Raw genomic sequence first — 21,119 nt, forward strand, 5'->3', positions numbered from 1 at the left:
GCTGACATATCAAATGGCGCGGTCCCCACCGCGCCATTTTTCGTATCGTCAGTCTTTCAGGATGATGGGCTCGACCGCGCTCTTCCGGTTGATCAGATAGACGCCGACCATGACGACGCAGGTGCCGATCATCATCGGCACGGTAAGCTCCTCCCCGAACGCAATTGCTGCCTCAAGTGCTGCAAGCGGCGGCACGAGATAAATCAGGGACGCTGCCTTCGACACGTCGCCGCGACGGATGAGGTAGAGCAGGAGCGCAATCGCGCCCATGGAAATCCCGACCACCGACCAGGCGAGCGTTGCGAAGAAGCCGAGGCTCCACTCGACGTGGAGATCCTCCAGCAGGAGAGCAGCCGGGATGGTAACGATCAGGGCGCCGATATACTGCAGTGTCGCGACCGCCCGCAGATCGCCATCCTTCACCAGCCTCTTCTGATAGAGCGTGCCCGTGGTAACGCACGCCATGGCAAGCACATTGACCGCCACGGCATAGGCCGGAATTGTCGAGGCATCGATGACAAGCACTTTCGGCAGCACGGCAATCGCCACACCGACAAAGCCGACGACGAGGCCCACCCGCTGACCGGTGTTGAGGTTCTCGCCGATCAGATAGGCGGCAGCGATCCCGGTCATCAGCGGCTGTAGTCCTGCGATGATCCCGGACAGGGCCGCCGGCACCCCCTGCCCGATCGCCCACCAGACCATCCCGAGATAAAGCCCGTGCAGAAACACGCCTGACACGATCGCATGCAGCCATCCGGCCCGATCTTTTGGCCAGGAGACACCGCCGATGCGACAGACGATGTAGAACAGCACGACTGCCGTCCCGTAGCGCACGACGAGAAAGGTCAGCGGATCGGCAAAGAAGGTCGCGTATTTGGCCGAGACCCATCCGGTCGACCACAACAATACGAAGAGCACGGGAGCGAGACGGGCAAGGGTCATAAGCGGATTCGTCTTTCGAGGACCGGATCGCAAGCCGCCGGCTGCCCGTCTCGATAAAGGCCACCCGGCCCGCGGTCAAAAGAGTTTTCCTGCAACTGCCGTTGAATTCCGCTCACATCAGGCCTCACGACAAAAAACATTGCGAAGCACCTGCCTAAATCTTCAGCAGAAACTCATGCCTCATATGCGCTGCGCCTGACAAATGCGAAACCACCGCCCGACAGAACCGCAGAACCGGCGAAAGACAAAGGCTGAATTGCACAAACTTTGCGCCAATGCCGTCCATACAGGCAAAAGCAGATATTTCTAATTCTACGCGTACAGCCTGCGATGCAGCTTGCATTGCCCAAATGCTTGTATTCAAATGACCAAAAAAGGGGATGGCGCCATTGGCATTTGATGAAATGATTGGTGCGGACGGTGCTCCGCGCGGACCTTATCAGAACTATTTCGATTGGTATTCCAGCCAGGACCCGGCAAGGCTTCTGGCCAAGTCGAGAGATGCGGAGAACATATTCCGCAAGACCGGCATCACCTTCGCCGTCTACGGCCATGCTGACAGCGCCGAGAAGCTGATCCCCTTCGACATCATTCCGCGCATCATTTCCGGCCGCGAATGGCGCAAGCTCGCCCAGGGCATCGAACAGCGCGTGCTGGCACTCAACGCCTTTCTCGACGACATCTACCACAAGCAGGAAATCATCAAGGCCGGCCGTATTCCCCGCGAGCTGATCGAGAAGAACGTCGCCTTCCTGCCCGAGATGATCGGCTTCCGCCCGCCGGGTGGCGTCTATACCCACATCGTCGGCACCGACATCGTGCGCACGGGCGAAGACCAGTTCTACGTGCTGGAAGACAATGCCCGCACGCCCTCCGGGGTCTCCTACATGCTGGAGAACCGGGAAACCATGATGCAGATGTTCCCGGAGCTCTTTCAGCTCAACAAGGTGCAGCGCGTCGAGGATTACCCCTATCTGCTGCGGCAGTCGCTCGCTTCGCTTGCTCCTCCGGGCTGCAAGGGCAAGCCCCGCGTCGCGGTCCTGACCCCCGGCATCTACAATTCCGCTTATTACGAGCACTCCTTCCTCGCCGACATGATGGGCGTGGAACTGGTCGAAGGTTCGGACCTGCGCGTCATCGACGGCAAGGTGAAGATGCGCACGACGCGAGGCTACGAGGCAATCGATGTGCTTTACCGCCGCGTCGATGACGACTTCCTCGATCCCCTCACCTTCCGCCCCGATTCGGCACTCGGCATTCCCGGCATCATGGACGTCTACCGCGCCGGCAACATCACGATTGCCAATGCACCGGGTACCGGCATTTCCGACGACAAGGCGATCTACAGCTACATGCCGGAGATCGTCGAATTCTACACCGGTCGCAAGGCGCTTCTCGAAAACGTGCCGACCTGGCGCTGTTCGGAAGCCGACAGCCTGAAATACGTGCTCGAACATCTGGAAGAACTCGTCGTCAAGGAAGTCCACGGTTCCGGCGGCTACGGCATGCTGGTCGGCCCGACGGCCACGAAGAAAGAACGCGCTGACTTCGCCGACAAGCTCAAGGCACGCCCCTCGAACTATATCGCCCAGCCGACGCTGTCGCTCTCGACGGTGCCGATCCTCGTCAACAAGGGGATCGCGCCCCGCCACGTCGACCTACGTCCTTATGTCCTCGTCTCCGACAAGGTGCAGATCATTCCCGGCGGCTTGACCCGCGTTGCCCTGAAGCAGGGTTCGCTCGTGGTCAATTCCAGCCAGGGCGGCGGCACCAAGGACACCTGGGTACTGGAGGACTGACATGGTCATGCTCGGAAGAACTGCCAACGGCCTCTTTTGGATGTTCCGCTACATCGAGAGAGCCGAAAACATCGCCCGTCTCGTCGATGCGGGCCTGCGCATGTCGCTCACCCGCTCCGGCGCTTCGGACGAGGATTGGGACGCCGTCCTGAAAAGTGCCGATGTGCGCCCACTGTTTGCCGAACGCCACGGCAAGGTGACCGCCTCTGATGCCATCGACTTCATGCTGCGCGACACTGCCAACCCGTCGAGCGTCATGTCCTGCATCGACGCTGGCCGCAATAACGCCCGCATGGTGCGAACCGCGCTGACACGCGAGACCTGGGAAGCCACCAACGAATGCTGGATCGAACTCAAGCAGATGCTCGCCCGCAAGCTGAAGTCGGCTGATCTGCCTGAAGTCATCGATACAGTGAAGCGCCGGGCAGGCCTGATCCGCGGCGCCTTCCATGGCTCGATGCTGCGAAACGAGATCTACAACTTCGCCCGCATCGGCACCTTCATCGAGCGTGCCGACAATACGAGCCGCATTCTCGACGTGAAGTACTACGTGCTCCTGCCGGCGATCACCCATGTCGGCTCTTCGCTCGATAACATGCAGTGGGAATCGATCCTGCGCTCGGTCTCGGCCCATCGCTCCTATCGCTGGGTCTATGACGGGGAATACAAGGCGGCCAACATCGCCGACTTCCTGATTCTCAACGGCCAGATGCCTCGGTCGCTGGCCTATTGCTACGAGAAGATCACATCGAACCTCGGCTATCTCGCCAAGGATTATGCGCACCGGCTGCCGGCCCACGAGACCGCCGACAGTGTCGCCAAGACGCTGAAGTCGACCACCATCGGCACCATCATGGACCAGGGACTGCACGAATTCCTCGACGATTTCATCGCCAGCAACAACAAGCTGGGCAATGAGATCACTGAGGGTTACCGGTTCTACAGCTGAGCAGGATTGAGCGCATGCGTCTGCGGATAAGCCATACCACCGAATATCGCTATGACGACCCGGTCCAGTATTCGCTGCAACGGCTGCGGCTCTGCCCGCTCGACAGCCCCGGCCAGAAGATCGTCTCCTGGAACATCGCGGTTGACGGCGCCAATGTGGAAGCCGGCTTCAACGACCAGTTTGGCAACCACACCCATCTGGTCTCGACCGAGGGCGACAGCCACAGCGTCCACATCGTCGCCTCGGGCGAGGTCGAGACCGAGGATCGCTCCGGCGTCTTCGGTCCGCATCAGGGCTATGTGCCGCTCTGGCTTTATCTACGTGACACGCCGCTCACCAAGCCGGGCAAGCTGATCCGCGAGCTCTCGCGCAGCCTCTCGGGCGACAACGAACTGGCGAAGATGCACGACCTGATGGGCAAGCTGAACACCCAGATCGCTTATGAAACCGGAACGACCGGCACGGAAACCACCGCCGAACAGGCTCTCGAAGCAGGTCGCGGCGTCTGCCAGGACCATGCCCACGCCTTCATCGCCGCCGCCCGCCTGCTCGCCCTGCCGGCCCGTTACGTCTCAGGCTACCTGTTGATGGACGACCGCATCGAACAGGTCGCGACCCATGCCTGGGCCGAGGTTCACCTGCAAGGGCTCGGCTGGGTGGGTTTCGACGCCGCCAACAACCACTGCCCCGACGCCCGTTACGTCCGGATCGCAACCGGTCTGTGCTACCCCGATGCCGCCCCTGTTTCAGGCATGCGGATCGGGATCGCCGGCGAGGACCTGACCGTCAAGCTGGTGGTCGAACCGTCCCAAAGCCAGAGCCAGTCGCAGAGCTGAACCGCTAGACCATTGGAGCAGAACGAGAGGTGGCGCGGCACAAGCTCCGCACCACCTCGGCGTGATGTTGTGCGCCAAGGCGCGGCACGGCCGCAGCGGAGGTCTGTATACGCATGCTGTTTGGAAAGTCCGTCTTCCAGTCGGTCGTCGACAGGCTAAACGAAGAGGCGGAAGAGCAGAGCCCGGCCGAGGAGCCGGCCTTCCGCATCAACGGGCTTCCCGCAAGCTTCGTCCCTGAACATCCCGCATTTTCTAATGAAGCTTCGCCCGAGGCCATGGACCAGCGCCTAGACGCCTACCTGTTCATGATGCCTGAAGAGGTCGAGCAGCCGGAACCAGAGCCCGAAAACCCGCACCCACCGCCGGCCTGGCTGGAGCGCCTCTCCCCCGGCGAAGTCGCCGAGGATCTCGGTATCGAGGCATCCGACGATCGTGATCGGCTGCAGGAGCGCCGGCGCCACTTTGCAAGGGAAAACCACCCGGATCGCGTCGCGGCGGACTATCGCCACGCTGCAACCATGCGGATGAAAATCGCCAATGGGCTGATCGACGAAGCGATCAGCCGCTATGATTTGGGCATTGGGCTATGAGGATCAGTCGTAGAGCCGCTTGAGCAACTGGTTGACCGTGTCGCGTTCCGCCACACCGCCCAGCTGATCCAGAACCCATTTCTCATGATCGATCCAGATCGGCATCAGCTCTTCCAGATAGGCTTCACCGGCCGGCGTCATGTAGAGCGACTGGACGCGGCGATCGGTCTCCGACTTGCGGCGCTCGATAAAGCCCTTATTTTCCAGCCCGTCCACGATGGCGACGAAATTCGCACGCTGGATGCCCAGCGCCTCGGCCACCTCGCTCTGCTTGGCACCCTGATTATAGGTCAGAAGCAGCAAGACCGCGAAATCGGTCGGCCGAAGGCCCTTCGATGAAAATGCCTCATTGAAATGCTGAAACACGGCAAGCTGTGCCCGTCTCAAACGATAACCCACAGCATCGTCCATGACTGAAAAGTCGAGTTTCGACGCATTGGGTACGAATTCATCCATTATAAGTTCCGGCATATCCCCGCCATAGCCAATACAGACCCCTCAAAAGGTCGCCCGCTTGCGCGAACGCCTACCTGTAACGATACTATCTGTTTAAACCGATGTCACAAGGGCGCAACAGCAACCGTTCCAGCACCAAACGACGTTTTTGAACGCTCGCCGTTCATTTCCCCCAGGATTGGTTTATCTCACCGCAAGCAATTCCGGGCAATTGACCTCCATTTCACCATTCTGCCCGCATCCCGTGCGCGCGGCAGAATTACAGAGGGGCGTCCGATCTTTTCGGATTGAAGCGCGCGAGCGACTGCGCTATGACCGCTTCTGGAACGGCGAGTCAACCCGCCGTCGGAAGCACCCGTAGCTCAGCTGGATAGAGTGTTGGATTCCGATTCCAAAGGTCACAGGTTCGAATCCTGTCGGGTGCGCCATTCTCTCAAATCTCTCTTGCGCTTCAACACGCACCATGCGGTCGCGTAACTGCATCTCCGACCACGCCTCATCCAATAACGCGGACGTGATGGGATTTCGCCCCGGCAACCCCACCCCGGACGCCTTCGAGGCCTCGCAAGCCCCCGAAATCGCTGGACTTTGACCAAAGACAACTCCATCCTTTCCTCGTTCAACGGCTCCCGGACTCGCAATTGCGCCAGGGGAACGGAACGGTGAAGCGCCGAAGAGCGCTCTGGGGGAGGAAACATGGAACACATCTTCACGCCGCCACGGCCGTGGCTGGCGGCTTATGGCGCAAGCATTCCGCAGGAACTGGGAGAACTGCGCTACAGAAGCATCGCCGATCTGGTCGATCAGTCCTGTGCTGCAAACGGCCCTCGCAAGGCCTTCACCTGCGTCGTGCCGAACGGCATGAACGGCAGCCTGACCTATTCCGAGGTCGGCGAAATGTCGGATGCCTTCGCGGCTTTCCTGCATCATGACTGCGGCCTGCGCGCCGGCGACCGGGTCGCGGTGCAACTGCCGAACGGCCTGCCCTACCCCGTTGTCGCCTTCGGCGTCTTCAAGGCAGGCTGCATCCTGGTCAATACCAACCCCCTCTACACACCGAGCGAGATGATCCATCAGTTCAACGATTCCGGCGCCAAGGCGCTCGTGATCGTCGACATGTTCGCCGACAAGCTGGCCGAGGTCGTGCCGAAGACCGGCATCCAGACCGTGGTGCTGGCAGGCGTGCCTGAATTCTTCCCCAAGCTGCCGGAAGTGATCATCAGAGGCGTCCAGAAGCTCTGGAGCAAGGTTCTGCCGCCTATCCCATCGCTGGGCGTTCCCGTGCTTCGGATCAAGGAAGCGCTTGCCAAGGGCCGCGCGCATGGCGCGGATGTGAAGGCGATGTGGGCAGCATCCGGTCCCGATGACCTCGCGCTGCTGCAATACACGGGCGGAACGACCGGCGTCGCCAAGGGCGCCATGCTGACCCATGGCAATATCCTCACCAATCTCGACCAGGTGCGCGCCGTATCAGGAGGCGTCATGGCCTGTGAGGATCAGGTGCTGACGGCGCTGCCGCTCTACCACATCTTCGCCTTCACGGCGAACCTGATGACCTTCTTCGAACTCGGCGCGCGCAACATTCTGATCCCCTCGCCGCGCCCCGTGCAAAATCTGCAGCGTGCGATCGAGAACTATCCGATCACCTGGATTACCGGGGTCAACACGCTGTTCAACGGGCTGATGAACGAGGAATGGTTCGCGGCCTATCCGCCCAGGAAGTTGCGCGCAGCGATCGCCGGCGGCACGGCCCTGCATGAGGCGGTCGCCACACGCTGGCGGGTGATGACGGGAACGCCGATCGCCGAAGGGTATGGCCTCAGCGAAACATCCCCGCTCGTCAGCTTCAATCCACTCGACGACAGGGCAAAGGCCGGCAGCATCGGCATTCCGGTGCCCGGCTGTGACGTCATCCTGGTGGACGGCGACGGCAAACAGGTCGCCTCAGGCGAACCGGGCGAACTCCTGGTCCGCGGCCGCCAGGTCATGCTCGGCTACTGGCAACGCCCCGAGGAGAGCGCAACCGCCTTGCAGAACGGCTGGTTCGCGACAGGCGACATCGCCGTGATGGACGATCAAGGCTTCCTCAAGATCGTCGACCGCAAGAAGGACCTCGTCCTGGTCTCAGGCTTCAACGTCTATCCCAACGAAGTGGAAGACGCGCTCGCCAAGATGGACGCAGTGCTGGAAGCAGCTGTTGTCGCCATCCCCGACGCCAAGACCGGTGAAGCGGTGCGCGCCTATGTGGTGAAGAACCCTGACCACGAAGGAGACCTGACCGAAGAGGCGATCCGCGCCCACTGCCGGACTGTTCTCAGCGACTACAAGGTTCCCAAATCCATCGTCTTCCGAGACGCCCTGCCGAAGACGCCTATCGGCAAGATCCTGCGCAAGGATCTGAAGGCCGAAGTGCTGGTCGAATTCAAGAAGTGAGCGAGGGCAAAACCACATGTTGACGGAACTTGAAACCACCCTGCTCGGCATCATGATGATGGTGATCATGCTCGGCATGGGCGCCTCGATGACCTGGCGCGACTTCTTCATCGCCTTCCGCAAGCCGAAGGGCATTCTGGTTGGCCTTTTGAGCCAGTACATGATCATGCCATTTCTCGGCTATGCCCTGGCGGTCATCCTCGGCCTTCCCGCTGGAATGGCGGCCGGCCTGATCCTGATCGCCTGCATGCCGGGAGGCACAACCAGCAACATCTTCGCCTATTTCTCCAAGGGCGTGCTGGCGCTGTCGATCATGATGACGACGGTCTCGACCCTGGTTGCCGTCGTCACGGTGCCCTTCCTCCTCAGCTTTTACAGCGGACTGGCAGGCCTTGGCGGCGACTATGTGATCCCGGCCGGCAATGTCGCGCAAGTTCTGGTGGTCCTGCTCGTACCGACCGTGCTCGGCATGTTCCTGCGCAAGATGAATGCAAATGTCGGAGCCACGATCGAGATGATCGGATCGCTGCTCGGCGTTGTCGTCATCCTGTTCCTGATCGGCTCCTGGGTGCCGCGCAATTATCAGATGCTGCTCGACACCCCCTTCCCCGTCTATGTCGCCGCGATCGGGATCGGCCTGACCGGCATGCTGCTCGGCTACTGGCTTGCCCGCGGCCTGCGCCAGGACAGCAACCGCGCCCGCACCATTAGCCTCGAAACCGGCATCCAGAACGGGCCGCTGGCCGCCCTGATCGTGACGCTCTCATTCACCGGCATTCAGCAGCAGGAAGTGCTGTTCATTCCGATCCTCTACAGCCTCTTCATCGTCATCACCTCCTCGATCATCACCGTCTGGTATCGACGTACCGCGACAGAAGAGGCCCTGGCACGAGATGCGGCGAAGGTTCGCGCCTGAAGCAAGGATAGTCCGCAACAGCAATCCAGCGACGCAATTGAAGACGCCGACCCAAGATCTGGGTCGGCGTTTTCTTGTTGCAGCATAGCTCTGCATTGCGAGTGCTACCTCAGCATTGCAAACCTCATGGACGGCGGCTGGCATGGCCCGGAAGCACATCGTTGCAAGCTTAGCTCAAACGAAAAGCCCCGCCGGCAAGGGCGGGGCTCTTCAGCGTGCCTGTGGTTGGGGCGCGAGGCGCGCCCCTTCCTATCAGATCGACTGGTAGGCAGCGACGATGGCCGCAACCTGGTCGGTGTTCATCGCCTGGACCTGAGCCGTGGTAACAGCCTGCAACTGGGCAGTGGTCAGGTTGCCGATGTCGTCGGTCGAGAGACCGGCGATGGCAGAGGTCTTGATCGCTGCGATGTCGTCCGTCGAGAACAGAGCCAGATCCGCGCTTTCCAGGGCGCTGATCGCTGCCGAGCTCAGGGCTGCGACCTGCGTCGAGCTGAGAGCTTCGATCTGACCCGTGGTCATGGCCACCAGCTGATCGGTCGACAGCGAGCCGACAACCTTAGAGCTCAGCGCCGCTACCTGTTCGGTCGAGAAGGACACCAGGCCAGCGGTCGAAAGGCTCGCCGCCTGGGCAGTCGTCAGGGCCGCGATCTGGGTCGTCGAGAGACCGTCGATCTGCGTCGATGTCAGACCACCGATCTGGCTCGAGGTAAGACCTGCGACCTGGCCCGGGGTCAAGCCTGCAAGCTGCGTCGAGGTGAGTTGGGCGAAGTTGCCGGTCGAAAGTGCGGCAATCGTCTTCGTGTTCAGCAAACCGAGTTCAGTCGACGTGAAGGTCGCCATGTCCTCGGTCTCAAGACCGGCAATCGCTGCCGAGCTCAAGGCTGTCAGCTGACCGCTCGAGAGAGCCTCGACCTGAGCGGACGTCAGTGCCGTCACCTGGGCCGAGTTCAAGCTGGACAGGACGCGGGTACCGATCGCTCCAATCTGGCTGGTCGAGAAGGTTGCCAGGTTCTGTGTCGACAGTGCCCCGAGCTGCGCGCTGGTCATGGCGCCAATTTGGCCGGGGGTCAGGCCGCCGATATCATCGGTGGACAGGACCGCGATCTGGGCCGTTGTCAGTGCGGCCATCTGGCTTGTGGTCATGCCGGCGAGCTGTGCAGACCCGAGAGCCGCAAAGTTCGTGGTCGACATGGCGGCCAGAGCCTTCGGGCTGAGGGCTGCGAGATCCGTCGGAGCGAAGGTCGCAATGTCCTCAGTCGTCAGACCGGCGATACCGGCGGAGCTGATCGCTCCGAGCTGAGCCGTCGAGAGATAGTCGAACTGGGCGGATGTCAGTGCCGCGATCTTGTCCGAAGACAGGCTTGCAATACCGCTCGTTGCCAATCCAGGCAGCTGGGCCGAAGTCAGAGCCGCGAGACTGTCGGTCGACAGGGCCGCGATCTGGTTGGACTTCAGGGCAGCGATCTGGGTCGAGTTCAGACCTGCGATCGTTCCGCTGTTGAGCGTCGCAAGCTGGGCAGTCGTCAGCGCGGCCACCTGGCCGGTCGTCAGGCCACTCAGCTGTGCAGAGCCCAGAGTTGCGAACTTGTCGGAGCTGAGAGCCGCAATCGTGCGGGTCTGCAGGACTGCAAGTTCAGCGGAGTCGAGCGTTGCAAGGTCTCCAGTCTCGATGCCGGCCACTGCTGCCGAGCTCAGCTGCGAGAGCTGGGCGGTAGAGAGGGCGGCAAACTGGGCGGTCGTGAGTGCACCGACCTGCGCCGAGGTCAGCGAGCCAAGAGCGCGGCTCGAGATGGCAGCAACCTGACCAGTTCCCAGTCCGGCAATGGCATCCGTCGACAAGCCGCTGATCGCCGCAGAGGAGATCACTGCGATTTCGTCGGTGGTGAATGTCGCGATGTCAGCGGAGGAGAGCGCTGCCAGATCGGCAGAGCTCAGGGCTGCAATCTGACCAGACACCAGCGCTGCCACCTGTGCCGTGCTCAGTGCATCGAGCTGGCCAGAGGAGAGTGCGCCAACCGCCCGGGAATTCAGGGCCGCAACCTGCTCGGTGGAGAGCGAGGCGATGTTGTCGGTGGACAGGGCCTGGATCTGTACAGAGCTGAGGACTGCGACCTGTGTCGATGTCAGTCCGTCGATCTGAGCGGAGCCGAGGGCCGCGAGCTGAGCCGTGGTCAGAGAAGCAACCTGCGCCGTCGTCAGACCGCTCAGCTGCGTGCTGTCCAGCGAAGCGATGTTCTGCGTCGAGAGGGCAGCGATGGCTCGGGAGTTCATGACTGCGAGATCCGCCGAGTCCAGACCGTCGAGGTCTTCGCTCGTCAAACCGGCGACCGCAGCGCTGGTCAGCGATGCCAGCTGCCCAGTGGTGAGAACACCGATCTGGGTAGAGCTGAGGGCAGCCACTGCGTCAGAGCCGAGGGCAGCGATTGCGCGGGTGTTCACCGCAGCGATCTGTTCGGTGGACAGCGAGGCCAGAGCATCGGTCGTCAGTGCCCGGATCTGCGAGCTCGACAGCATGGCCACGATGGCCGTCGTCAATCCGTCGATCTGGGTGCTGACCAGGGTCGCGACCTGGGCAGTGGTCATTGCAGACATCTGGCCGGTGGTCAGGCCCGCAAGCTGCGTCGAGTCGAGTGAAGCGATGTTCGTCGTCGACAGGGCTGCAAGAGCTCTGGAGTTCAGAGCAGCAAGGTCGCTGGAAGCGAAGGTATCGAGGTCGTCGGTGCCGAGGCCGGCAACGGCAGCACTCGAGAGCGCAGCGATCTGGTTCGTCGTGAGTGCGGCGATCTGGCCGGTGGTCATTGCAGCAATCTGGGCAGAGCTCAGAGCACCGAATGCGCGGCTGCTGATGGCAGCGACCTGATCGGTCGAGAGCGAGGCCACTGCGTCAGTCGTCAGAACGCTGACCTGAGCGCTGGACATCAGGCCGACGAGACCGCTGGCAAGACCATCCAGCTGATCGCTATCGAGAATGCCAACCTGAGCGGTCGTCAGCGCCGTAACCTGTGCAGAGGTGAGACCAGAGATCTGTGCCGAGTCGAGCAGGGCAACGTTCTGGGTCGACAGGGCGGCAATTGCGCGGCTGCTCAGGACTGCGATCTCGGAAGAGGTAAGAGTTCCGACTGCAGAGGAGTCAAGGCCGCGGATGGCCGTGGAAGTCAGCTGTGACAGCTGTCCGGTGGAAAGAGCATCGAACTGGGCGGAAGTGAGCGCACCAAGCTGATCGGACTTCAGCGCACTGATGGCACGCGTGGTGATTGCGGCCAGCTGAGCGGTGTCGAGAGAGGCGATTGCAGCGGTCGTCAGTGCAGCGAGCTGGACCGAGGACAGAGAAGCAATCTGGCTGGTGGTGAAGCCGTCGAGCTGAGTGCTGTCGAGCGTACCGATGATGGCTGTCGACAGGGCCGCGATCTGGCCGGAGGTCAGGCCCACGAGCTGGGTCGACGTCAGCGTTGCGAACTTGTCGGTGGTGAGTGCTGCGAGCGAACGAGACTGCAGGGCAGCGATGTCGGCCGAGTCGAAGGTCGCGAGATCTGCAGTTTCGAGTGCGCGGACTGCAGCGGAGCTCAAGGCGCCGATCTGGCTGGTGCTCAATGCAGCGACCTGAGCGGACGTCAGCGCGACAACCTGGCTGCTTTCCAGAGCGGCCACAGCCTTGGAGTTGAGGGCAGCGATTCGGTCGGTCGTCAGGCTGCCGATGACTGCGGAGGTGATGCCGCGGATGGCAGCGGAGCTCAGGCTCGCAAACTCGGCGGTCGTGAAGGTGTTCAGATCGTCGGACGAGAGAGCAGCGAGGTCACTGGAGGACAGAGCTGCGATCTGGGCAGAGCTGAGGGCCTCGATCTGGCCAGTTGTCATGGCATCGAGCTGAGCCGTCGTCAGCGCGCCGACAGCGCGGCTGCTCAACGCAGCTACCTGCCCGGTCGACAGGGATGCCACATTGGCGGTTCCGAGCGCTATCACCTGTGCAGAGCTCAGAGCGGCAACCTGGTTTGTGCTGAGGCCGGTCAGCTGCGCGCTACCGAGAGCGGCAACCTGCTGCGTGGTCAGCGAAGCAACCTGTCCGCTGGACAGAGCGGTCAGCTGACCCGAGGTGAGAACTGCAATGTTGTCAGTCGAGAGTGCAGCAAGGGCACGGGAGTTAAGTGCTGCAAGCTCGGTCGATGTGAAGGTCGCGATATCAGCGGTTTCCAGACCGCGGATCGCGGTGGAGCTGAGGGCAGCAAGCTGCAAGGTCGAGAGACCATCAATCTGAGCGCTGCTGAGTGCGGCGACCTTGGCAGAGGTCAGCGAACCGATAACGCGGCTGCTGAGGCCTGCGATCTGATCGGTCGTCAGCGACGCCAGCGTATCGGAGGACATGGCGCTCATCTGAGCGCTGGTGAGGCCGGCTAACTGGGTCGACGTCAGGCCATCAGCCTGCGCGGAGGTCAGCAAAGCAATCTGCGTGGTGGTCAGAGTGCCGACCTTTGCAGAGGTCAATGCAGCCAGCTGGGTCGAGTCGAGAGAAGCAAATGCGTCGGTCGACAGAGCAGCGAGGCTTTTCGATGCGAGAGCCGCGATCTTGTCGGAGGACAGGCTGTCGATATCGTCGGCGCCGAGGCCTCGGACGGCCGAAGAGGTGAGGACAGCGAGCTGGCTCGTGGTCAGAACACCAACCTGGGTGCTGGAGAGAGCAGAAACCTGTGCGGAAGAGAGAGCTGCAACAGCGCGGCTGTTCAGCGCAACGACCTGTTCCGTGGAGAAGGTCGCAAGATTGTCAGACGACAGAGCCGAAATCTGGCGCGAGGTGAGCGCCGAGATCTGGGTCGAGGTCAGGCCGTCAATCTGCGTGGAGGTCAGATTGGCGATGACGGCTGTCGAGAGAGAGGCGATCTGACCGCTGGTCAGCCCGGAGAGCTGGCCGCTTGTGAGGGCTGCAAAGCTGCCGGTCGAGAGGCCAGCCAGTGCGCGCGTGCTGAGGACCGAGAGTTCAGCGGAGGTCAGCGTCGCGATGTCATCGGTCTGGAGGCCGGCCAGACCCAGGCTGCTGATGGCGTTGAGCTGCGAGGTGGAGAGCGCTTCGAACTGGTCAGAGGTCAGTGCAGCGACCTGCGTGGACGTCAGTGCTCCGAGCTGGCGGCTGTTGAGGCCGGACATCTTGGCGCTATCGATGACTGCGAGCTGGTCAACTGTGAGTCCACGAGCAGCGACGCTCGAGATCGCACCGAGCTGGCTGGAGCTGAGGCCGTCGAAGTCGTCGGTCTGCAACGCGCCGATCTGAGTCGAGGAAAGAGCCGCAACCTGAGCTGTGCTCAGTGCGGCAATGTCGGAGCTCGTGAAGTTGGCGATCGTCGCGGTAGACAGCGTTTTGATCTGGTTGATGCTCAAAGAAGAGATAATCGAAGTCATGTGACGCGCGCCTTCAACGTTTGCGGTTGGCCGTTGCATTCCTTGCCACCGATCGGGGGAGCACAGCCTGTGCATCACCGTCTCGACCCCGGGAGCATAATGCGCCCTAAGTGGCTGATATCCGTCTTCAAGCGTTTGTCTGTTGACGCCCTACAACGGTGTCCTCACGGACGAAAGTCTTTGGAAAACATGGCTCGACCGAGCCTGGCGTTGGAGAGGGCATCATGCAGCAGAGCTGATCTCTGCTTCCCACACCACCTAGGTCCGCATCCCGATCCGGACACGCACCTTGCCTCACCGATTCGTGTACAAACGAATGTGGTGAGACGAGTCTTGCCCAAATGATTAGGCCGCACACTCTAATTTTCTATTAACAGCCTATGCGGGAAGTCACCCATCTATTCTTGTTGGCCAGTTACGTACATGCAACTTTCCTTGGATGCTATCAACAAGACGAAGTGATTTGGCAAGCTTCAAGATGTGAGCGGGCGGCAGAACGCAAGCCCAAAGCAAGCTAGGCCGAATAGGTGTTCCCTAGACGCCTCCGCGCGGGAACGTAACCTGGCCAGCCCCATGGCCGACAACAGATGTGATGTCGATGGTGATACATACAGCATTCGCCCCGGAGCAGAACGCCCAGCTCGCTGCCGCAATGGACAAGGCCAGAAGCCAAAAGCTCTCCCTGATTGAGTTGCTGCAGCTCGCAGAACACTGGGGCGCCTCAGGGCAGTCTGCTCTGGCGGCAGAACTCTACAAGACGTGGACCGCGTTCAACGACCAGAGCCCTCTGCTTCATCTTGCCTTCTTCAATTATTCCGTCGTCCTGAAGGCACTCGGGGATACGGCCGGCGCCATCAATGCTTTGAAGGCAGCCTTGAGGGCGGCCCCGATGATGGGCCAGGCTCACATTAATCTTGGCCGTACCTACGAGGATTGCGGGCTCGGCGCACTGGCGATCCAGCAATGGCGCAGCTACGTCGAGCAGACATCGGAAATCACCCCGGACAAGTCGGTGCATCGACTGATGGCCCTGCAGCATATCGGCCGCGTGATGGAAGGCGCCAGCCTCTATGCGGATGCGGAGACGGCCCTCTGGCAAGCAATCGAGCTGCGCCCCGACAAGCCGGAGGCAGGCCAGCACTGGATTTCGGTCCGCCAGCATCAATGCAAGTGGCCCGTCGTCCAGGCATCCGAATACGTGACCAAGAAGCAGATGCTGGACTCGATCTCGCCGCTTCCCCTCGCCTGTTATTCCGACGATCCGCTCTACCAGATGGCCAAGGCCGCTCGTTACTTTAAGATGCTTGCCGGACGCCCGGATCCTGCTCATCTCAACAGGCCGGAACCACGCAAGAAGGTCGGCACCGGACAGCGGCTGCGCATCGGTTACGTTTCGTCCGACCTGCGTGATCATGCCGTAGGCTTCGCATTGAGCGAAGTTCTGGAACTGCACGACAAGTCGTCGGTCGAAGTCTACGCCTATTACATCGGCGATGCCCGCACCAATGACGCGACACAGAACCGGATGAAGGCTGTGATCGACGTCTGGCGTGATGTCACCGCCATGTCGGACCTTGAGGCCGCCAAGCTGATCATGGCTGATGAGATCGATGTCCTGATCGACGTCAACGGCTACACCAAGCTCGCCCGCACGAAGATCTTCTCCTACCGCCCGGCCCCTGTGATCGTGAACTTCTGCGGCTATCCGGGCACCATGGCGAGCCCCGTGCACCAGTACATTATCGCCGACGAGCAGATCATTCCGCCGGGCAACGAGCTCTACTACACCGAAAAGGTCCTCCACATTCCGTGCAACCAGCCGGTCGACCGCAAGCGTCTGATCGGCCCACGCCCGACGCGCACGGAAGCCGGTCTGCCTGAAGACGCCTTCGTCTTCGCCTGCTTCAACGGCATGCAGAAGATCACCGCCGGCGTCTTCACCCGCTGGATGGCAATCCTGACGGCGACGCCTGGCAGCGTGCTCTGGCTGCTTGGCGGATCGGATGTGGTGAACCAGCGCCTGCGCGAACTGGCGACCTCTGCCGGCGTCGATCCTGCCCGCATCTATTTCGCCCCGAAGGCGGCAAACCCGAACCATCTGGCGCGGATTGCGATCGCCGATCTGTTCCTCGACACCTTCCCCTATGGCGCCCATTCGACGGCATCGGATGCCTTGACCATGGGTCTCCCCGTCCTCACCGTTCCGGGCAAGAGCTTTGCATCGCGTTTCTGCAGCAGCATCGTGAAGTCGGCCGGCGTTCCGGAACTCATCTGCGCCACCCCGGACGAATATGTCCGCAAGGCCGTGGCGCTCGCCAGGGACCCGGCAGCTCTCGCTCATATCCGCAATTCCATCCAGGCCCAGCGCGAGACCTGCGCCCTGCGTGACATTCCACGCCTCGTGCGTCGCCTCGAAGAGCTTTACTGGCAGATGCAGGGTGAGCGCGAACGCGGCGAGACCCCGGTTCCGGACCTCTCCAACATGGAGATGTATTACGAGATCGGCACGGATGTCGTGTTGGCGGAAGTCGAGTTCGAGGACGAGGCCGCCTATCGCAAGCGCTACAAGGACCGGATCGCCGATTGGCATGCCTTCCATCCGGTCCCGCACGACACGCGCCTCTGGCCTGCAAAGCCTGCCTGACCTGGTGAATAAGGGGCCGCCGGAACGGGCGGCCTAGCCTCACCATGAATCGACCGGCGGGTGACCGCCGGTCTTCAACAACAGGGCGAGACGCGGCAGGCTTGAAAGCTGGAACCGCACCGCCCGGGAAAAATCGAGGAACACCCACCGGATGGCACAGGGTCAGAAAATCGGAATTGTCGGCGCAGGTCTGTCCGGCGCCGTCATCGCACGCGAACTGGCAGAAGCAGGCTTCGAGGTCGAAGTCTTCGACACGCGCCCGCATATCGGCGGCAACTGCCACACCGAGCGGGACGCTGACACCGGCGTCATGGTCCATATCTATGGCCCGCACATCTTCCACACCGATGACGCTGAGGTCTGGGACTACGTCAACAGCTACCAGACCTTTCTGCCCTACAAGAACCGGGTGAAAACCACGAGCCAGGGCCAGGTCTATTCCCTGCCGGTCAACCTGCACACGATCAACCAGTTCTTCGGCAAGACCTTCCGCCCGGAAGAGGCGCGCGCCTTCATCGAGGAACAGGCCGAGAAGACCATCACCGACCCGCAGACTTTCGAGGAGCAGGCGCTGCGCTTCGTCGGCCGCGACCTCTACGAGGCCTTCTTCAAGGGCTATACCGAAAAGCAGTGGGGCTGCTCGCCGACCGCCCTGCCGGCCTCGATCCTGAAACGCCTGCCCGTACGCTTCAACTACGACGACAACTACTTCTTCCACAAATTCCAGGGCATGCCGGAAAGCGGCTATACCGACATGATCGAGAAGATCTTCGATCATCCGAAGATCAAGGTGACGCTCGGCCAGCATTTCGACGCACGCGCGCCGCATGACTATGCCCATCTCTTCTATTCCGGCCCGCTCGACGGTTACTTCGGCTATGAATTCGGCCGCCTCGGCTATCGCACGCTCGACTTCGAACGCTTCAGCTATCAGGGCGACTATCAGGGCTGCGCCGTCATGAACTATGGCGATGCATCAGTGCCCTACACGCGCATCACCGAACACAAGCATTTCTCGCCCTGGGAAAGCCACCAGGGTTCGGTCTGCTACCGGGAATTCTCCCGCGCCTGCGGCGAGAACGACATCCCCTACTACCCGATCCGTCTGGTCGAGGAGAAGGCGCAGCTCGCCGACTACGTCGCTCGTGCCAATGAGGAAAAATCCGTCACCTTCGTCGGACGCCTGGCGACCTATCGTTATCTCGACATGGATGTGACGATCCGCGAGGCACTCGACACCGCGCGCCTCTTCCTGGCCAAGTCGAAGGAACAGGCAGCAATGCCGGCCTTCGTGCATGCCCCGCTCTGACGCGAGAATGACCATGACTGCCACCCCCATCCTCGTCGTCGGCGGTGCCGGCTATATCGGCTCGCACACCTGCCTCGCGCTCTCCGAGCGCGGCTATCTGCCCGTGGTCTACGACAACTTCACCTCGGGCCATCCGGAATTCGTCAAATGGGGTCCGGCCGAACAGGGCGACATCAGAGACAAGGCGCGCCTCAGGCAAGTGCTCGCCAAATACCAGCCGAAGGCGGCGATGCATTTCGCCGGCCTGATCGAGGTCGGCCAGTCCTTCAAGGAGCCGGAGCAATTCTACGACGTGAACGTCTCGGGCACGCTCAGCCTCCTGCAGGCCCTCAGTGAAGCCGATATCCGCAACTTCGTCTTCTCCTCGACCTGCGCCACCTACGGCGCGCCGGAATATCTGCCGCTCGACGAAAAGCACGACCAGAAGCCGATCAACCCCTACGGCCGCACCAAGCATATCGTTGAGCAGGCGCTCGGCGACTTGAACCTCTGCGGCCGCATGCGCTCCGTCATGCTGCGCTACTTCAACGCTGCAGGTGCGGATTTCGAGGGCCGGATCGGCGAGTGGCACTCGCCCGAAACCCATGCCATCCCGCTTGCGATCGAAACGGCCCTTGGACGCCGCGAATTCTTCTCGATCTTCGGCGAAGACTACGACACCCGCGACGGCACGTGCATCCGCGACTACATCCACGTCAACGATCTCGCCGATGCCCATGTGCGGGCCGTCGACTATCTGCTGAAAGGCGGCGAGACCATCGCCATAAATCTCGGCACCGGCAACGGCACAACCGTCAAGGAATTGATCACGGCCATTGAGACCGTGTCGGGCCGCCCCATGCCGATCAAGCGGACCGAGCGCCGCCCCGGCGACCCACCGGGCCTCGTCGCAAGCAACACGCTTGCCCGCGAGGTGCTGGGCTGGGATCCCAAGCACGGCATCGACGACATCATCCGCTCCGCCTGGAAGTGGCACTCGACCTTCAACGGCCACTCGACCTGAGCAAACTCCGTTTCCAAACATCAAAAAGCCCGAGGGTCGAAATCGAACCTCGGGCTTTTTACGTGTTCATAGCTGTTGAGCCTTAGCTCCTCAGGCCTGGCGCCTCGTGGCCGGTACGCTCGACATATTCCGTGTAGCCGCCGCCATACTGGAAGACGCCTTCAGGCGTGATCTCAAGCACGCGGTTCGACAGGGCTGCAAGGAAGTGGCGATCGTGGCTGACGAAGAGCATGGTGCCTTCGAACTGCGACAGCGCCTTGATCAGCATTTCCTTGGTGTCGAGGTCGAGGTGGTTGGTGGGCTCGTCGAGGACCAAGAGGTTCGGCGGATCAAATAGCATGATCGCCATGACCAGACGCGCCTTCTCGCCGCCTGAGAGCACGCGCACGCGCTTGTCGATGTCGTCGCCCGAGAAGCCGAAGCACCCGGCAAGCGCCCTAAGCGGCGCCTGACCGGCGCGCGGGAATGTCGTTTCCAGCATTTCAAAGATGGTCATCTCGCCATCGAGCACGTCCATTGCATGCTGGGCGAAATAGCCCATCTTGACGCTGGCGCCGATCGACACCGTGCCCTCGTCCGGCTTCGAATCGCCGGCGACCAGCTTCAGAAGCGTCGATTTGCCGGCCCCGTTGATGCCCATAATGCACCAGCGCTCGCGGCGGCGGACCATGAAGTCGAAGCCATCATAGATGACCTTGTCGCCGTAGCGCTTGGAGATGTTCTTGACGCTGACGACATCCTCGCCCGAGCGCGGCGCCGGCTGGAATTCGAAGGCGACGACCTGGCGGCGCTTCGGCGGCTCGACCCGGTCGATCTTTTCCAGCTTCTTCACCCGGCTCTGCACCTGGGAAGCATGGGATGCGCGCGCCTTGAAACGCTCGATGAACTTGATTTCCTTGGCGAGCATCGCCTGCTGACGCTCGAACTGCGACTGCTGGTGCTTCTCGTTCAAGGCACGCTGCCCCTCATAGAAGACATAGTCGCCGGAATAGCTGTTCAGCTGGCCAGCATCGATCTCGATGATCTTGTTGACGATGCGGTTCATGAACTCACGGTCATGCGAGGTCATCAGCAGCGCGCCCTCGTAGCCTTTCAGGAACTGCTCGAGCCAGATCAGGCTTTCGAGATCGAGATGGTTCGACGGTTCGTCGAGCAGCATCACGTCAGGGCGCATCAGCAGGATGCGGGCGAGCGCCACGCGCATCTTCCAACCACCGGAGAGCGCGCCGACATCGCCGTCCATCATGGCTTCCGAGAAGGAGAGACCGGCCAGCACCTCGCGGGCGCGGCCATCCAAGGCATAGCCGTCGAGCTCCTCGTAACGCGCCTGCACCTCGCCGTAGCGCTCGATGATCGCGTCCATCTCGTCCATACGATCCGGATCGACCATGGCCGCCTCGAGTTCGCGCAGTTCGGCGGCAACTTCGCTGACCGGCCCTGCCCCGTCCATGACCTCGGCCACGGCCGAGCGACCGGACATCTCGCCGACATCCTGGCTGAAATAGCCGATGGACACGCCTTTATCGACGGAGACCTGGCCCTCATCCGGCAGCTCGTGGCCGATGATCATGCGGAAGAGCGAGGTCTTGCCAGCACCATTCGGCCCGACAAGGCCGATCTTCTCACCACGATTGAGGGCGGCCGACGCCTCGATGAAGAGGATGCGGTGGCTGAGCTGCTTGGAGATGTTTTCGATGCGGATCATGGATGGAGCGCCTGCTGGAAATCGGCGCCCTTATGGCATGGTCAGGGCCACATGTCCCCTGCTTTTGTTGCAAGGCGGCATCGCGACTGCGCCGGATTGCCACGCAAGGCGCTGCCCCGTTGCAACACGCCGTCGAAAGCGCGAAA

Annotated in this window: 13 protein-coding genes and 1 tRNA gene; 10 read left to right on the forward strand and 4 right to left on the reverse strand. The window is 61.5% G+C overall.

Annotation, left to right across the window (positions count from 1 at the left end; translation table 11 throughout):
* Positions 1–48: 48 nt before the first annotated feature.
* On the reverse strand, positions 49–945 hold the full coding sequence (locus tag C0V73_RS01360) for a DMT family transporter (RefSeq protein WP_102018205.1): 897 nt from the start codon (positions 943–945) through the stop codon (positions 49–51).
* A gap of 389 nt (positions 946–1,334) precedes the next feature.
* On the opposite strand from C0V73_RS01360, the gene C0V73_RS01365 reads away from it, so the two are divergent.
* From C0V73_RS01365 to C0V73_RS01380, 4 genes are all read left to right on the forward strand, one after another.
* Positions 1,335–2,744, forward strand: coding sequence for a circularly permuted type 2 ATP-grasp protein (locus C0V73_RS01365; protein WP_102018886.1), 1,410 nt, complete (start codon positions 1,335–1,337; stop codon positions 2,742–2,744).
* Positions 2,745–2,751: 7 nt separating this feature from the next.
* Entirely contained in the window at positions 2,752–3,693 is a 942-nt protein-coding gene (locus C0V73_RS01370; RefSeq protein ID WP_102018887.1) for an alpha-E domain-containing protein, read from the forward strand.
* Positions 3,694–3,707: 14 nt separating this feature from the next.
* Positions 3,708–4,529, forward strand: coding sequence for a transglutaminase family protein (locus C0V73_RS01375; RefSeq protein WP_102018206.1), 822 nt, complete (start codon positions 3,708–3,710; stop codon positions 4,527–4,529).
* A gap of 113 nt (positions 4,530–4,642) precedes the next feature.
* The gene (locus tag C0V73_RS01380; protein ID WP_102018207.1) at positions 4,643–5,119 is read left to right on the forward strand and encodes a hypothetical protein; all 477 of its coding nucleotides are present in this window, start codon (positions 4,643–4,645) and stop codon (positions 5,117–5,119) included.
* Positions 5,120–5,122: 3 nt separating this feature from the next.
* On the opposite strand, the gene C0V73_RS01385 is transcribed toward C0V73_RS01380, so the two are convergent.
* The gene (locus C0V73_RS01385; RefSeq protein WP_245407845.1) at positions 5,123–5,575 is read right to left on the reverse strand and encodes a MarR family winged helix-turn-helix transcriptional regulator; all 453 of its coding nucleotides are present in this window, start codon (positions 5,573–5,575) and stop codon (positions 5,123–5,125) included.
* A gap of 351 nt (positions 5,576–5,926) precedes the next feature.
* Here C0V73_RS01385 and C0V73_RS01390 point away from each other — a divergent pair.
* The 3 genes from C0V73_RS01390 (at position 5,927) to C0V73_RS01400 (ending at position 8,924) form a co-directional block, all read left to right on the forward strand.
* Positions 5,927–6,003, forward strand: a tRNA-Arg gene (locus C0V73_RS01390).
* Positions 6,004–6,271: 268 nt separating this feature from the next.
* The gene (locus C0V73_RS01395; protein WP_102018208.1) at positions 6,272–8,008 is read left to right on the forward strand and encodes an AMP-binding protein; all 1,737 of its coding nucleotides are present in this window, start codon (positions 6,272–6,274) and stop codon (positions 8,006–8,008) included.
* 16 nt (positions 8,009–8,024) lie between these two features.
* A complete protein-coding gene (locus C0V73_RS01400; protein WP_102018209.1) occupies positions 8,025–8,924 on the forward strand; it encodes a bile acid:sodium symporter in 900 nt (299 codons plus the stop codon).
* 252 nt (positions 8,925–9,176) lie between these two features.
* On the opposite strand, the gene C0V73_RS01405 is transcribed toward C0V73_RS01400, so the two are convergent.
* Positions 9,177–14,312 carry a hypothetical protein gene (locus C0V73_RS01405; protein WP_102018210.1) on the reverse strand — a complete coding sequence of 1,712 codons (5,136 nt, stop codon included), beginning with the start codon at positions 14,310–14,312 and terminating at the stop codon, positions 9,177–9,179.
* A gap of 598 nt (positions 14,313–14,910) precedes the next feature.
* Here C0V73_RS01405 and C0V73_RS01410 point away from each other — a divergent pair.
* The 3 genes from C0V73_RS01410 (at position 14,911) to galE (ending at position 19,268) form a co-directional block, all read left to right on the forward strand.
* Complete coding sequence (locus tag C0V73_RS01410; RefSeq protein ID WP_102018889.1) at positions 14,911–16,956, forward strand: glycosyl transferase; 2,046 nt, start codon at positions 14,911–14,913, stop codon at positions 16,954–16,956.
* A gap of 151 nt (positions 16,957–17,107) precedes the next feature.
* Positions 17,108–18,265, forward strand: coding sequence for a UDP-galactopyranose mutase (gene glf / locus C0V73_RS01415; RefSeq protein WP_102018211.1), 1,158 nt, complete (start codon positions 17,108–17,110; stop codon positions 18,263–18,265).
* 13 nt (positions 18,266–18,278) lie between these two features.
* Positions 18,279–19,268, forward strand: a complete 990-nt coding sequence (galE, locus tag C0V73_RS01420) for a UDP-glucose 4-epimerase GalE (protein ID WP_102018212.1) — start codon at positions 18,279–18,281, stop codon at positions 19,266–19,268.
* Between the two features lie 82 nt (positions 19,269–19,350).
* Here the strand turns inward: galE and C0V73_RS01425 are convergent, their stop codons facing one another.
* Complete coding sequence (locus C0V73_RS01425; RefSeq protein ID WP_102018213.1) at positions 19,351–20,973, reverse strand: ABC-F family ATP-binding cassette domain-containing protein; 1,623 nt, start codon at positions 20,971–20,973, stop codon at positions 19,351–19,353.
* Positions 20,974–21,119: the final 146 nt, after the last annotated feature.

The organism is Rhizobium sp. TH135, assembly GCF_002855515.1.
Classification (GTDB): domain Bacteria; phylum Pseudomonadota; class Alphaproteobacteria; order Rhizobiales; family Rhizobiaceae; genus Allorhizobium.

Bases quoted from the DNA above. Each gene is read 5' to 3' on its own strand.
- C0V73_RS01410 (WP_102018889.1), top strand. From the start codon at position 14,911: ATGGTGATACATACAGCATTCGCCCCGGAGCAGAACGCCCAGCTCGCT.
- C0V73_RS01400 (WP_102018209.1), top strand. From the start codon at position 8,025: ATGTTGACGGAACTTGAAACCACCCTGCTCGGCATCATGATGATGGTG.
- C0V73_RS01380 (WP_102018207.1), top strand. From the start codon at position 4,643: ATGCTGTTTGGAAAGTCCGTCTTCCAGTCGGTCGTCGACAGGCTAAAC.
- C0V73_RS01395 (WP_102018208.1), top strand. From the start codon at position 6,272: ATGGAACACATCTTCACGCCGCCACGGCCGTGGCTGGCGGCTTATGGC.
- glf (WP_102018211.1), top strand. From the start codon at position 17,108: ATGGCACAGGGTCAGAAAATCGGAATTGTCGGCGCAGGTCTGTCCGGC.
- C0V73_RS01425 (WP_102018213.1), bottom strand. From the start codon at position 20,973: ATGATCCGCATCGAAAACATCTCCAAGCAGCTCAGCCACCGCATCCTC.
- C0V73_RS01360 (WP_102018205.1), bottom strand. From the start codon at position 945: ATGACCCTTGCCCGTCTCGCTCCCGTGCTCTTCGTATTGTTGTGGTCG.
- C0V73_RS01375 (WP_102018206.1), top strand. From the start codon at position 3,708: ATGCGTCTGCGGATAAGCCATACCACCGAATATCGCTATGACGACCCG.
- C0V73_RS01405 (WP_102018210.1), bottom strand. From the start codon at position 14,312: ATGACTTCGATTATCTCTTCTTTGAGCATCAACCAGATCAAAACGCTG.
- C0V73_RS01370 (WP_102018887.1), top strand. From the start codon at position 2,752: ATGCTCGGAAGAACTGCCAACGGCCTCTTTTGGATGTTCCGCTACATC.
- galE (WP_102018212.1), top strand. From the start codon at position 18,279: ATGACTGCCACCCCCATCCTCGTCGTCGGCGGTGCCGGCTATATCGGC.
- C0V73_RS01385 (WP_245407845.1), bottom strand. From the start codon at position 5,575: ATGGATGAATTCGTACCCAATGCGTCGAAACTCGACTTTTCAGTCATG.